Source organism: Hahella sp. CR1, from assembly GCF_029813005.1.
Lineage (GTDB): Bacteria > Pseudomonadota > Gammaproteobacteria > Pseudomonadales > Oleiphilaceae > Hahella.
This window is the reverse complement of the sequence record NZ_JAPELK010000001.1, coordinates 1,072,316-1,086,687: the sequence shown is the minus strand read 5'-3', so window position 1 is coordinate 1,086,687 and position 14,372 is coordinate 1,072,316. Positions and strand designations below refer to the sequence as shown.

Sequence of the window (14,372 nt, the reverse complement as noted above, 5' to 3'; positions counted from 1 at the left end):
TTACAGTTCTAAACAATGCACTTCATTATTCAAGATCTGACTTATTAAATCTGCCCATATCTTTTTCGTTTAATACGATGGCCACACTGTATTTCGCTCTAGTCAAAGCCACATATAGTTTTGATCGAGGAGCTTGGCCTAATGTAGAATCGAAATCCTTAAACCAGTTGATCATAGGTTTAGTCGGATATATAACAACTCTGTCAAATGTCAGCCCTTTAGATTTACCAAATGTAATAACATCAAATCTATCGTCTACCTCTTTAAGTACATTTTCGCGAAGCTGTATTATCCGACATTCACGATGCTCTTCAAGATATTCACCAACATATCCTTCTGACACTAAGAAGACTCCGTCATGCCCCGTTTTCTCGGTATTTCCTGAAGTGGTTGCTGACATTCCAGGATAAAGAGCATTCGATATAGCGCATATTTGTTCACAGCACCTGTAGTTTACTATCAAAGATGATGTATCAGTCTCTATGTCCAGCTTACTGTCTTCAAAAAAATTAACTATCTCAGATTTTTTATACTTCTTATGCTTACTTGAGTTAGCTGTAGAATAAGTAGCCTGTCTTGGGTCTCCCACCAAGATCACATCCGAGCTTGATTTAAATAGTAAGTCGAGAATTTCTAAATCATATCCAGCTAAATCTTGCACCTCATCAATATAAATACATTCAAAGCAATGAGATATTCGTTTTACAACCTTGCCCTCTACCGCCTTATTACATTGAAAGACTAGCTTTGCCAATTTATCTGAATAGATCCTCATATCGTTCGTAAAGTAGTACTTAAAAAAGTCTTTCTCTCCCCAGTAGACTGGAAATCCTGCCTTGCTCTTATAACGAAGCCCCGATTTTCCCTCAACTAGGATCATTCCATTTATATCATCTTCAAACAAAGATCCTTGATATGGTTTAACACCATGATTTATTAAAAAAGAAAACCAAGTAACAATAGTAATATTCGGTGGTATACAGCCATGCTCTTCAATTATTCTACTTGCAATTTCTTTCTCACAAGCTTCTGTGAAAGTTGTAATTAAGACACTGACGCCTCCTTCAGCCTTTTTGATAGCGTCACTCACCACAAAAGTTGTTTTTCCTGAACCAGCAGCCGCTATAATTAACTTATTCATTTTATAGCTTCCAAAATATATTCTGGATAGTTAACTTTCTCAGTGGTTGAATAAATTTTTAGAGCACAATCCGTCTTGTTTCTTCGCATATATTTATGCATATCATCAACATCTTTATAGTCAACTTCAAATATCTTATTAAACTTCTCCAAGCTATTGACTTTTAATATCTTTGGTTCAAGAGTGTTGTAGTTGAAGGATTTGGTTCCAATTAAAAGTTCACCTCCATCGACCTTTTCGTCAAAACATATGTCAATATGCTCTCTCTTATTCTCTCCAATATATCTCTCATATTTTTCATTAAGAGCATTTACATCGCCGTCATTATCAGTGAGTACACTTACGGCTTTACCAAGTTTTTCAGCAACCTCCAGAAAGCGTAGGAAAGAAGTTCCAACTGAAATAACCTCTACACAGTTTTCTATGGGTAATGCGCCTCCATTGTTATCCTTGTATGCTCTTTGAACTACAAGCTCATCAGAATCACCTTCAACCAGTATTGCCTTCTTACATAAAATAAGCCTGAGAGTGTCATACCCAGATATTTTTTCAAAAAATAACCTAGTATCATCGGATAGCTCATCCAACTTAAATGTCTTCTCATCATTCAGAAGTATTAAGTCATCTAACCCAAGCTTGTTAGCAACAAAGCTACTATGAGTGGTAACAATTACTTGTTTATCCGCATGATTATCTTTTATTATTTTTACTAGGGAGTTTAATTTAGTGTGTGACAAATGGTTTTCTGGCTCTTCAACAAGTATTACATTCGCTTCCTTCGCCTTATTGTGAGCTAATGCCAAATTAGTCTTAATAATACTCTGCTCACCCTTCCCTATAAAATGAAATGGAATATTATCTAGGCACGTAATCAAGCTATTTTCCCAGGCATTCCTCGTCGATAAGTCGACAGATAATTTTACAGATTTTTCTGTAATCTTAGCCGCCTCTGATATTTTTTTATTTATAGCCTCTATTGACTCATCCTCCATAAAGTATTCCCTCATCCCCCTATGGGATTGAGATATATTAACGATATCTCCTGGACTCAACATCCCTTTCACGATTCTTCCTATATAGACATCAGATCCGTTTTGATAGCGTGTGGAAGACGAGTCTATCAACGCGGATTTCAAAGGAATGCTTCTACTCGTAATAGAAGCTCTCGCAAAATTTTTCCAATCAACATGATAATATTCAATTGGAATTGTTTTCACATCTCCGCTCGAAATTAAAGCCTCATATTCAGACTTATATTCATCATTAAACTTTATTTTAAATGAAATTCCACTATAACTAACTTTGTCACTATTCCCATCGCCCTCTGACAACGCAGTTTCCGTAATATCCTCACCACTCAAAAATAACTCTATATGTATTTCCGGGGGTGGTAAAGCATGTCCTGTTCGTAAGCTGTCCAAGAACTCATTTACCGTAGATTCGTTAAATAAGTATTGTGACAGTTCCATACTGATATGCCGACCACAATAATACCCTGTCAATGCAAGATTGATAGCTTCAAGAATCGTCGACTTTCCAGCCTCATTATCGCCCACGATTATATTTACCCCGGCATTTAGCTCTAAAGAAAACCTACCCTTGAATCTTTTAAAATTCTTGATAACAACTTTATCTATTTTCATAAACATTATTATCCCAATAGTCCCGTTTAAATATCAGTTTACTACAATATCAAAATTTTGGAATTTAACGTGCATCAATTAGATTCTTTGTGGTAGGAATTAAACTGGATGAGGGGACGTGGGGACGTTGTATCACATCTCTCTATACTTCTCCTCTTCCCGCTCACACTCCTCCTTTCCCATCAGTACCGCACGAGCAACTGCGTGCGCACGCTCCTTTGACCAGATGATCTTTTCTGTATTGCTTTGAGGAATCTTGCAGTTACAACCGGACTCATGACTGGTGAATGTTCGACATTGGCCCTTGTGTGCCCCGCTGTAAAGGAAATTAGGGACTGAGAAGATAGTTCTCACAGGAAAATCCCAAGTAATTTCAATGCATTTACCGTACACGGAGATGTTCGAAATTGCCCGTTTTAGAAGATTCCGGATTTCATCTGGAATCTTCAAATTGGGCAGTTTTTTCAGACTCTCTATAAGCTGATAAAATTCTTGCGCTCTTTGATCATAGAGGGAGTTTTCCTGTATTCCTTGCATCTGTTCCTCAATTTCAATCTGCTCATTGAGTAATGACTCCTTGCGGGCCATATAGGTTTCTCGATCTATTACACGGTCGAGATATGCATCGGTTAATCGTTCCTCGCGGTCTTTTAACTTCTTGAGAGAAAACGTCAGACTCTTTGTCATATCTTCAACGCTTTGTTGCAAGTCAGTTTTCATAATCTCAAGCATTTCGGAAATGAGCTTTAAGATTGGGTTATCTATAGATGCTGTCTGGAAAAAGTTCACAACGGCTTGGAGGATCGTATCTTCTCGAAATGAAGTTCCATGGCATGAGCGAGAATGGCATCGGTAGTATTTTTTTCGCTTTTGGGTTTCTCCAGTGAGTACTCTCTCGCACCTCAAGCACCGCATCATTCGCTGAAGCACATATGAACATCGTTTAGCTGTCTTAACTTTTATTGGTTTCCTTCTAACTTCCTGGACACGTTCAAAAAGCGCTTTGGATACTAATGGGTCATGATTCCCCAGAAACGTCTCACCGGTCTTTTTTACGTGAATGAGCCCGTAATAAAAGGGATTATGCAACATAACAGCGACATTGCTTACCGTTATAGGTCTATCACTACGGGTTGATAATCCAAGTTCTGTTAAGGCATCTCTCAATGATTCTAGAGAGTAGTTACCAGTTGCATATAGTTCAAATGCCGTTCGAACTAACGGCCCTCGATATGGACAAATTGTCTTTCGTTGTCCTGGCCCGTTATCGAGGTATCCAAGCGGCGCACGTCGTGGATAAAAGCCCTGTTTAAGCCGTCCATATAATCCCTTAAGTACTTCTTCTCTAAGGTTTCGAATGTAATCAGCTGCAACAACTGCCTGGATATCCGCAGACAAACGTCCACCACGGGAATTGAGATCAAGATTTTCATTGGCAAAATGCATTTCTATACCTTGATCGATGAGCATCCCGAGATCTGACCAGTCGCGGAGATTACGGGCACCTCGGTCAATCTTGTGCATGATGACGCCATGGGCTCGACCTCTCTTAAGTGCGCGGAACATCTTCTGAAACAATGTTCGACCTTGTTTTGCAGCCGTCTCTCGCTCTTCAAACCATTCAACAATGTTCAGCTTCTCTCGCTTTGCAAACGTCTCAATAGCCGCTCGTTGTTCTTGGAGCGATGAACCTTTCTCTCCTTGCCTCTGGGTTGAAACCCGTATATATGCGTAGTATTTCCTCATAGATATGGTGGTTGTTATAGATACAGACTATCAAATTATGGGGTATTGTCATGCTTCCTCCCCACGTCCCCTTGTCCATCAAGATCTGCTCGCTCGTTTTCCAATACACGTGAATGTATGTGAATAAGCGCCTCTAAGAACACCCACAACTTCTCCTGCGCGGCTTGCTTATCTTCTAATGATGCGTTTGGCATCTGCATTTCGACCAACGGTGAAATGTATGTATCTCGTTTTCTTTGCATGGGGGCATGTTGCATGTGAATAGGTGGTCTCAAAAGCGGAATGTAGGTGCAGCACGCGCACCTTTACCCGTCTATTTGTTTTCGCCTCAAGCGATACCATCTGGCGCATGCGTGAAAATCAAAAGAAGAAGTCAGAGCCAACTGTCTCTCGTCGGCTAAGCGATGGGGGTATTGTTGAGATGGTGTACCGATCAAGCGAGCGACGCACCGAGCTTGCAATATGGGACGGCAACCAGGTTACCTATCAAGAATCTCTATCCCTGCCGAATGGCGAGACGCTGGTTCCGATCAAGGGAAGCAATAACCTTATCCGCCACAAGGCTATATTGCTGCCTGAGCGAGCAAAGGAGTACGGAACAACTAAACAGCTACTAGACGCAATCCGGTCATACATAGACCGATATGTGCATCTTTCTGATCAATTCCGCTCTATTGCACCTATCTACGTGCTTCTTTCGTGGGTGAGTGACGCATTCAATGAAGTCCCGTATCTGCGTTTTCGCGGTGACTTTGGAAGTGGGAAAACCCGAGCGCTTCAAGTCCTAGGAAGCATCCTATACAAACCTTTTTTCGCCAGCGGCGCTTCTACGCTTTCCCCGCTTTTTCACACTCTGGATCTCTTTCGCGGCTCGCTAGTTTTCGACGAAACAGACTTTCGCTATTCAGATGAGCGCAGCGATATAGTGAAGATATTTAACAACGGCACGTCACGTGGACTGCCAGTGCTGCGAACAATCGTGAACAAGGATAATGAATACAATCCCCGTGCGTTCTCTGTCTTTGGTCCGAAAATCGTAGCTATGCGGCGCAATTTTAGCGATGAAGCGCTTGAGTCTCGTTTTATCACTGAAGAAATGGGCACACGCCCGCTTCGGCTCGATATCCCTATTAGTCTCCCCAACACATACAAAGATGAGGCCAAAGAACTTCGCAACATGTTGCTAATGTATCGGTTCCGGAACATGCAGGCCGCAACTTCCGGCCATACTGCCGCATACAGCACATCACATCCAACACTCTCTGCTCGAACACAGCAGATGCTATTGCCACTGCTTTCGCTTGCCCAGGATGAGGAAGCGAAGGATCACATTCTCGACGTTGGCCGCGTAATGGACGAGCGCATTCAAAGTCTTCGCTCACGGTCACATGAAGCAATGCTCTTACCTATCCTGGCTTCATTCATGTACACAGAACAGGACATCCCGATCCAGCAACTTACCGCAGCCTTCATCGAAAAGCATGACGCGGATATCGACCGCCCTATCACCTCTCGATATGTGGGGAGCTTGGTGCGTACTCGCCTATACCTGCCGACATACAAGCGGCATGGCGTGTTTGTGATACCGGTTACTGAAAAGGTAAAGGAGCAGGTGCATGGACTTTGTGTGCGGTATGGGGTTGGGAAAGATAGCGCCGCCTCAGACCGTTCATGAGCCCGAAAATAGCCAGCACACAACCATTAAGATCAAAATTTAATCTACACTTCTAATGGGTATATTACCCGTACTTATATCGCACCCATGGAGGCATAACTATGACCAAAATCGTCGGCAATAATGACGGTCCTGGCGGACGAAACGAGACATACAAAATTGGCAATAGACCTAACGTGCCAAGAGATCAGGCTGTTAAAGAGGTTGAGCAAGGGAAGCATCCCGGAGCTCATGTTGTTAAAATTAACAACGAGAAATATGTTCGAGATAATCCCGACCACTCAAAGAAAGACAACGTAAACAGAAATAAATAGTTCATGTTTGCCCGAAAAAACATGAGGAAGGTCCTGTGAAGGCGCAGTGCGTTCTTTGGTCTTGCGCCTTCATACTCTCGCTAGTCTCCCCAGAATTGTCTGCCGATGCGGACGAGGATATAAAAAGGAAAATAATTGAGTCGTCTATACAAAACTATCCGGGAAATTGTCCTTGCCCGTATAACCGAGATCGAGCCGGAAGGAAGTGCGGGAAACGGAGTGCGTATAGCAAGCCGGGAGGGTATTCCCCTATCTGTTATACATCTGATGTAACAGATGAGATGATAGAAAAATACAAGAAGAACGGTAAGTAGGTCTTTGCCTAAGCTTTAACAGCGTTTTAAATACTGATAGTCCATCTGAGCAGATGATGCCAGTTTCGTAATCGTGAGTAGCCTCGTGGCAGCAAGAACATAAATCCCTATGCACAAGAAACTTGATGTTGTCGCCATACCACTCAACTCGTCAGAATACCCCAGACACCTCAAAAGCATTGCGAACCCTCCGGCGACGCTATACGCCAGAGGGAATCTTGATCTGTTATACGTGGCACCAGGGGTAGCGATAGTCGGCACGAGAAACGCCACGGCAAACGGCTTGGAGATTACAAAGCGGATTGCGGCTTATGCGGTCAGCAAAGGCGCAATTGTTGTGAGCGGGTTAGCGCTTGGCATTGATGCTGCCGCCCATCAAGGCTGCTTGAACGCAGGAGGCCGTACTATTGCTGTTCTCGCGAGCGGATTGCACATAGCCACTCCACGGCAAAACGCAGGACTGGGCGACACTATTCTTGAGTCTGGCGGACTGTGGGTTTCAGAGCATCCTGAAGGCACTCCACCCGCACGACAGAATTTTGTGCCACGAAATAGAATTCAGGTAGGGCTTTCTGCCTGCTCAGTGATTGTTGAGTCGGATGTTAAGAGCGGTACAACGACGCACGCTAAATTCTGCGTTCAAGAGAAACATCCATTATTCGCCGTGGTTCCGCAGCCTGGGAACCCCTTAGGACTCAATAGTGCTGGCCCTGAAATGATGGTGAGAGATATGGGGGCAGCGCCGATAATGTCGAGAGTAGATTATGAACTTCTGGCACAGTCCTTCCCCACTCCTTATAGAGAACATCATAGCTACTCCTCCTTTTGAAGAAATTTTCTCCAGACAGAAGCCATCATTTAACGTAACTTATTTTCACCTTTGGTACGACACCAAAGTCGGAACATTTCCTTGCCCATGACTCCACTTTTTGCTTAAAAATTATCGACCCTATGTCACTTAACTTTTCTATTCGCGTCTTCCTTTCGAGAATCAGCCATAGACAGTATGATTTTAATGTAATTCTTAACTTTCTGAGATTTGATTTTTTATTAATCAATTCAAGTGTATTTATGGACTGATCACACACATATCCAATCTTCTGGGGTGTTCCCACTTTGACCGCGTAAACCACATCCCCCTTCTGCAAATCCCAAGCTTCAACTGGCGTGCCAGGCTCAACTTTTATCTTTGAAAAGTCTTTGTCTGCATTTTGATATCCATATGCTATGGCACCTTCATTAAACCTATCTTCTTCCATTTTTTTTACTTCACAGAGCTCATCTTCTGTGGGCTCTATTTCTATTCTATCTATGTACTCATCAAGTTGAACTAGATAGTCTTCATTGAACTCCATCCAGTTACCTTGAGAAAGAATCACATTATGATCTTCCACAATATAGTCCAGTGACTCCTTCACGTACCTCCTATAGCAAATGGATTCATCTTTCTCGACTAGAACCAAAACATTCAAGATATCTTCGGTAGGAATCTTCTCCGAAATGATAAACTCTCTCAAATTGTCTATTGTTAGTTCATCAAATATCTTAGACTCAACTCCATGGTATTTAAATCTATATACCTCTTGACCAGAAAAAACAAAATCCACACCCACTAGTTCATGGGAGTTGTTCGTAAAGTCAGTATTCTCTCCAACATTGCAAATTTCTTCGGAGAGTATTTTTTCAAACATTCTGCTTTTAGCTGTATTATTGATTATTGTCGTCCGGGGCAGTGAAAACTTCTCTGTTAAATCAATAGTGGAAATAAGGCTTTCAAAGAATTCTTCTAGTCCATCTTTATCAATATCCAAACAGAGCAGCATTGAAACTCCAAATTTGCCGCTTTTTCCAAAAGCTTCTCTATGGTCATCTATTATGGATGCTTGGATATAATCTACTGATTCTCCACTTTCAGTATCTAAACGACTATTTTTTGTATAGCTTTTAATCTCCTTCTTCTTTTTCCCTGCAAACTTTTTAGAAGACTTCTGCCTTATATCATTTTCGTTTGCGATCCGTTTCGCCATATGCGTACCAAAGTCATGATCGCAGAACTGCCTCAAATAGAAGTGACACTTGCCATAACTAAGTGCAAAACAATGACTTTCATTTTCCCAGAGATAACAGCCAAAATATATTAGATTTTCTGGAGCTCCGTTTTCAAAGTAATCGGAAAACGTTTCGGTCCAGGATATCGGTTTTTGAGCTGGATGGGTGGAGAAATAGAACGAGGATCTACTCCTATCAGTTTTCTCTCTCCCTATTATGTCAAGACCAAGACTGGGAGATTGAAATTTCTCCTTAATATCCGCAACTTTATCATTTGGAATTCTAAAAATATTTAATCTCATATCTTAGGTTATCCTTAACATACTGGCCTAACCAGCTTCAAGTTTAGTACAGTAATAGCATACTGCAAGGAAGCGCGAGAACTGGAGGTGAATCACTCAGTAAATTTACTATAAGCTACGATTAGCCCCTGAAACATCACATACTCTATTCATCTCGCTCCCGTTTCCTTTCAGGAGAGTATTGAGCTAATTCGACGCAGTTTGTTAATACACCAATAAGCAAAGGCATTTCATGGTAAAGAAAGTCCCTACACATGAGGATTTCAAAAGTTACACTGGCTTACACTGCCACATACTTTGGAAGCAAGTTGGCGATAACTGGGCCTGCCCTTCTTGCAAACGCACTAAATTTCAAATAATGAGATGGACAACGAGATTCCCCAACCGACCTCATAAGTTTAAGGGGTGGGTTGCTATCCTACATAAACACCATGACCATGCTGGTGGGCTTGAGAATCCTCAAAATGCACGCTTCCCTGAAATGGTAATATGCGACCAATGCAATTCCGCTGACGGGATAGCGAAGCGAAAGTTAAAGCTACCCACTAATTTTTCCTTTTCTCCCTTTGAGATAGGCAGCTTTGTACAAGCAGAACCACATGGCAAGCATAAAATAGATTTTGAGAAGGCAAGACAAATCTATGATTCATTATTACTCTTCTTGTGAATAAAAAGCGTTTATTAAAAGTAACCTATGATACTGTGAAGGTATCAAAGCACTCGCCAAACACACTCTCACAGCAATACGTAGCGCTTTGATCCAGAGACAGTAGGGCAAGACAACCCCGTCGACATATTCTGCTCATATACAGGCAGAATTTTCATGGTTTTCAAATGTGCGCCCACCGCACATTTTTGCGTCTCATAGAATCGTATCCTCCATGCCAAAATCTCCCCGTTCACTCGCACACAGCGACGAACAAGGCATTTATCAATAACTACCCATCCCCTATGCCAAAGAGAACCCCAAAAGACATGCTCCGGTACTACCGTCGCAGCAATGGCTTTACCCAAAAGGAATTTGCGAGCCTGCTTGGCTTTAGAAGCCGCTCACAACTCTCCCGAGTCGAGCGAGGAAAACGAATTCCCCGATTAGATCAGCTACTACGCTTCCGTATTTTGTTCGGCGTGCCAATGCAGAAACTCATTCCAACCACCTGGAGCCGCACACTCAACGGACTCTGGGAAGATATTGAACTCATGCGGACAACCTGCACAAAGAATAGCGACTGCAAACAAACAGAGAAGCACGCGTTCCTCATGCATGCCAAGGAGCAGGTTGAGACATTAGAAACAACTGACGCGTAGTTCCTATGACCAACCAGAAATCAGCAACACTCGCTCTATATATCACCCGGCGAGGAGTATCTTTCGTGTTCCTACTTGGAACTACCCCGCATGACTGGGGCACCAAAACAGTGCAAAAACGAGATACTGTAAAGATACGAAAAATCACTCGCACGCTTATAGCGCAGTACAAACCAGATACCCTCGTCACAGAACAAAAAGGGGCGCCACGTTCCAAATGGGTATGGGCTGCATACCAATCAGCTATACAGTTCGCGACGCGTCAAAGCATCCCAGCGCATCGATATGCACGCAAAGATATCCAGCAGACGTTTAGAGCTGCCAACGCGTCGAACAAACACCAGATGAACCATGTCATCGTGGCCACCTTCCCCGCTCTAAAGACCCGTATGCCCCGCAAACGCCTCGTATGGCATACCGAGCCATACGCACAAGGGCTTTTCGACGCAGCATCTCTCGCGCTCGTGTACCTCCATACAGAGCGCGGGCACACAATTAGGCTAGAAAACTAATCAGCTACACTTTCCAACAAACCTCATAGAAATAGCGGAGGTACATCATGCGGACAGCGCATAAGAGAGTAGGGATATGGATTCGCGTCTCTACCGAGGATCAGGTAAAAGGAGAAAGTCCAGAGCACCATGAGCGGCGCGGTCGTCTATACGCCGAGGCAAAGGAATGGGAGGTCGTTGAGGTGTATCGCCTCGACGCCCTTTCAGGAAAGACCGTTAAGGAGTACCCAGAGACAAAGCGGATGCTTGCCGATATCAAGACCGGACACATAACGGGCCTTATCTTCTCCAAGCTCGCTCGCCTCGCACGCAACACCCGCGAACTTCTTGAGTTTGCCGAGGTGTTTCGTGATTGTAGTGCAGATCTCATATCGCTTGCCGAATCCATAGACACCTCAACTCCCGCAGGCCGCCTCTTCTACACCATGATTGCCGCAATGGCTCAGTGGGAACGAGAGGAGATCGCAGAGCGCGTATCAGCATCCGTACCTATCCGCGCCAAGATGGGCAAGCCACTCGGCGGACAAGCGACATTTGGGTATCAATGGGAGGATGGCAAGCTCATCCCCCACCCTGACGAAGCTCCAGTTCGAAAGCTCATGTATGAACTGTTCCGGGAGCACAAGCGGAAGAAGACCGTTGCACGGATACTGAACGAACGCGGATACCGTACCCGAAAAGGAGCCAAATTCTCAGACACAACGGTAGGGCGTCTCATTGAAGACCCAACCGCAAAAGGCATGCGTCGCGCCAACTACACAAAATCCACAAACTCAACCAAAGCCTGGACACACAAGCCAGAGCATGAGTGGGTATTCCATGAAGTGCCCGCTATTGTGTCTGAAGAAGTATGGGAGGAGTGCAACGCAATACTCTCGACACGCAAAGGAACCAGACCTATCGCCAAACGAGTACGACACCTATTTGCAGGCCGCACCTATTGTGAATGCGGTTCAAAAATGTACGTTCCCTCAAACAGCCCGAAATACATCTGCGCCAATTGCAGGAACAAGATACCAACCGAAGACCTAGAGACCATCTTCCACGAACAGTTGCGTGACTTCTTCTGTTCACCGGATGAAATCGAGCACCATCTCACCTCATTCTCAAACAGTATTGCAACGAAAGAGGATACGCTTTCAATCCTCCAGAAAGAGCGTGAGAAAGTAGTATCTCGAACAGACAAGCTATACGAACTGTATCAAGAAGGAGGAATTGATAAGCGAGGGTTTGGAGAACGCTATAAGCCACTTCAAGAACGCCTGGAACAAATTGATGCAGAGCTGCCGCAACTCCAAGCAGAAGTCGATTTTCTGAAGATCACCCAAATCTCACAAAACGAGATTGTTGATCACGCGCAAGACTTATACGCCCACTGGGACAATCTCACCAGCGACGACAAACGACAGATTGTCGAAGCAATTACCGACCGCCTGATCATCGGCAAGGAGGAAGTTGAGATCGAGCTCTACTACGCCCCAACCCCCACCCCAAAGTGCAATAGCACTTCCCAAAACGCTGGCACTTTGGCAACGCATCAACAAGGATTCATCGCCGCAATGAGCTGAAAGCGGGCTGGAAAGGTGGTTTGCTGTGCAGCTCTGGAAATCACGATCTCTCCAGATTCCATGGGTTCTCGCAACACTTCCAGCACTTTTCGGTCAAATTCCGGCAATTCGTCGAGAAACAGCACACTATTGTGCGCCAATGAGATCTCTCCAGGTTTGGGATTAGAACCGCCTCCGACCAGCGCAACCGCAGATGCCGTATGATGAGGCGCGCGGAAACGCCGCTGTCGCCACTGCGTCATATCCAGACTAACGCCCGCCACGGAGTTGACCGCCGCTGTTTCCAGCGCTTCCATTTCCGTCAGCTCAGGCAAGATACCCACCAGACGCGACGCCAGCATGGTTTTCCCCGTTCCCGGTGGGCCGAACATCAACATATTGTGATTGCCCGCTGCGGCGATCTCCAACGCCCGCTTGGCTTGAAACTGGCCCTTGATATCCGCCATGTCCGGAGCTTTGCGCCCTGACGCTGGGCGCTCCTGCTGGCGTATCGGCGTCATGCGCTCATGTCCCAGCAGAAAGGCGGCCAGCTGTCCCAAAGTAGCGGGCGCATAAACTTCCAGCGCAGACACCAGACTGGCCTCTTGAGCGTTTTGTGGCGGCAGCATAATTTTAGCGCCAGCCTGGGCGCAGCGAAGCGCGGCGGGCAGCATACCAGCCACTGGCCGTAGCTCTCCAGAAAGCGCCAGTTCGCCATAAAATTCATATCCGGCAATCGCTTCATCCGGCAGCTGCCCTGACGCCGCCAGGACGCCAACGGCGATAGCAAGATCATAACGACCTCCCTCTTTAGGAAGATCTGCGGGGGCGAGATTAATGGTGATGCGGCGGGCGGGAAATTCAAATCCGCTGTTAAGTAAAGCGCTCCTGACCCGGTCTTTGCTTTCTTTGACTGCGGCTTCAGGAAGTCCAACGATAGAAAGGGCCGGCAAGCCGTTCGACAGATGGGCTTCGACTTTTACCAGCGGGGCTTCCACGCCAAGTTTGGCGCGCGTGTTGACGATTGCGAGTGACATACTCCCTCCTTGGATAAATTCAGCCTCGTTCCTGAGGCGCTAATGTGTGTAGGTATTAAAGCGAGACCGGCGATGTGGTTCTCATCGCCGGTTAATAAAAAAGTTCGTTAGGCTTGTTCGCCTTGCTCACTCTTGGTTTGCAAAGCCGCCTCCAGTTCAACCACGCGTTTTTCCAGACTATCCAGTTTCTCGCGGGTGCGGCGCAATACTTCCAATTGCACATCGAACTCTTCCCGGGTCACCAAGTCCAGCTTGGAGATAATGCTGGAGAAAGCCGCCTTGGCTTGTTGCTGCACATCTTCATGCGCGGATTTAGCGACATCCGGCACAAACTGACCAAAATGCTGGTTGAACGCGTTAAGCAAATCTACTGGTGATACCGACATGGAAAGTCCTCCGTTTTTCGGAGCGGCGATTGTACCACGGCGTTCCTGGTTTGTTTATGGAATCCTCCCCGTTTCCCGCCATTGGCTGTAGAACCGGAGTTAATGTGACAACAAATCCTGTTTATAACGTTATCATTCCGCTTTTTTGCACAAATTCTGTGCATTTTTATAAATGCGCACCAGCCACGGGCGCCAATTAACCTCAAACAGGGGCGTGCTGCGCTATAATTGTGCCCTGGTTTTTCCACAAGGTAAGAATTATTCATCTAGTTAACTGTTTTAAATAAATTTTTTATCATTGGCACAGCAGATGCTACATCACGCACAAATTCCGCACATATTTTTGTGCGTGGTTGAGCTTGCTGATTGTGCGATTTCTATAACAGGCGGGTAGATAC

General features: G+C 44.9%; 10 protein-coding genes. 4 read left to right on the top strand and 6 right to left on the bottom strand.

Annotated elements, in window-relative coordinates; all coding sequences use genetic code 11:
• Nucleotides 1-25: 25 nt before the first annotated feature.
• The 3 genes from ONV78_RS04900 to ONV78_RS04890 form a co-directional block, all read right to left on the bottom strand.
• On the bottom strand, nt 26-1,141 hold the full coding sequence (locus ONV78_RS04900; RefSeq protein ID WP_279501543.1) for a UvrD-helicase domain-containing protein: 1,116 nt from the start codon (nt 1,139-1,141) through the stop codon (nt 26-28).
• Nucleotides 1,138-2,784, bottom strand: a complete 1,647-nt coding sequence (locus ONV78_RS04895) for an AAA family ATPase (RefSeq protein ID WP_279501541.1) — start codon at nt 2,782-2,784, stop codon at nt 1,138-1,140. Before ONV78_RS04895 ends, ONV78_RS04900 begins: the two co-directional genes overlap by 4 nt.
• A 132-nt stretch (nt 2,785-2,916) precedes the next feature.
• Nucleotides 2,917-4,530 (bottom strand): recombinase family protein, encoded by a 1,614-nt coding sequence (locus ONV78_RS04890; RefSeq protein ID WP_279501540.1) that lies wholly within the window; start codon nt 4,528-4,530, stop codon nt 2,917-2,919.
• Nucleotides 4,531-4,879: 349 nt separating this feature from the next.
• On the opposite strand from ONV78_RS04890, the gene ONV78_RS04885 reads away from it, so the two are divergent.
• The 3 genes from ONV78_RS04885 (at nt 4,880) to ONV78_RS04875 (ending at nt 7,662) form a co-directional block, all read left to right on the top strand.
• Nucleotides 4,880-6,205, top strand: coding sequence for a hypothetical protein (locus tag ONV78_RS04885; RefSeq protein WP_279501538.1), 1,326 nt, complete (start codon nt 4,880-4,882; stop codon nt 6,203-6,205).
• 101 nt (nt 6,206-6,306) lie between these two features.
• On the top strand, nt 6,307-6,519 hold the full coding sequence (locus ONV78_RS04880) for a DUF3892 domain-containing protein (protein WP_279501536.1): 213 nt from the start codon (nt 6,307-6,309) through the stop codon (nt 6,517-6,519).
• A 423-nt stretch (nt 6,520-6,942) separates the two neighbouring features.
• A complete protein-coding gene (locus ONV78_RS04875; protein WP_279501535.1) occupies nt 6,943-7,662 on the top strand; it encodes a DNA-protecting protein DprA in 720 nt (239 codons plus the stop codon).
• Between the two features lie 25 nt (nt 7,663-7,687).
• Here the strand turns inward: ONV78_RS04875 and ONV78_RS04870 are convergent, their stop codons facing one another.
• The gene (locus ONV78_RS04870; protein WP_279501534.1) at nt 7,688-9,184 is read right to left on the bottom strand and encodes a DUF6119 family protein; all 1,497 of its coding nucleotides are present in this window, start codon (nt 9,182-9,184) and stop codon (nt 7,688-7,690) included.
• A 1,867-nt stretch (nt 9,185-11,051) separates the two neighbouring features.
• Between ONV78_RS04870 and ONV78_RS04865 the strand changes: the two genes are divergently transcribed.
• On the top strand, nt 11,052-12,572 hold the full coding sequence (locus ONV78_RS04865; protein ID WP_279501533.1) for a recombinase family protein: 1,521 nt from the start codon (nt 11,052-11,054) through the stop codon (nt 12,570-12,572).
• On the opposite strand, the gene ONV78_RS04860 is transcribed toward ONV78_RS04865, so the two are convergent.
• A complete protein-coding gene (locus ONV78_RS04860; protein ID WP_347815406.1) occupies nt 12,542-13,588 on the bottom strand; it encodes a YifB family Mg chelatase-like AAA ATPase in 1,047 nt (348 codons plus the stop codon). The genes ONV78_RS04865 and ONV78_RS04860 overlap by 31 nt on opposite strands.
• Nucleotides 13,589-13,695: 107 nt before the next feature.
• Nucleotides 13,696-13,974 (bottom strand): accessory factor UbiK family protein, encoded by a 279-nt coding sequence (locus tag ONV78_RS04855; protein WP_279501531.1) that lies wholly within the window; start codon nt 13,972-13,974, stop codon nt 13,696-13,698.
• Nucleotides 13,975-14,372 lie beyond the last annotated feature (398 nt).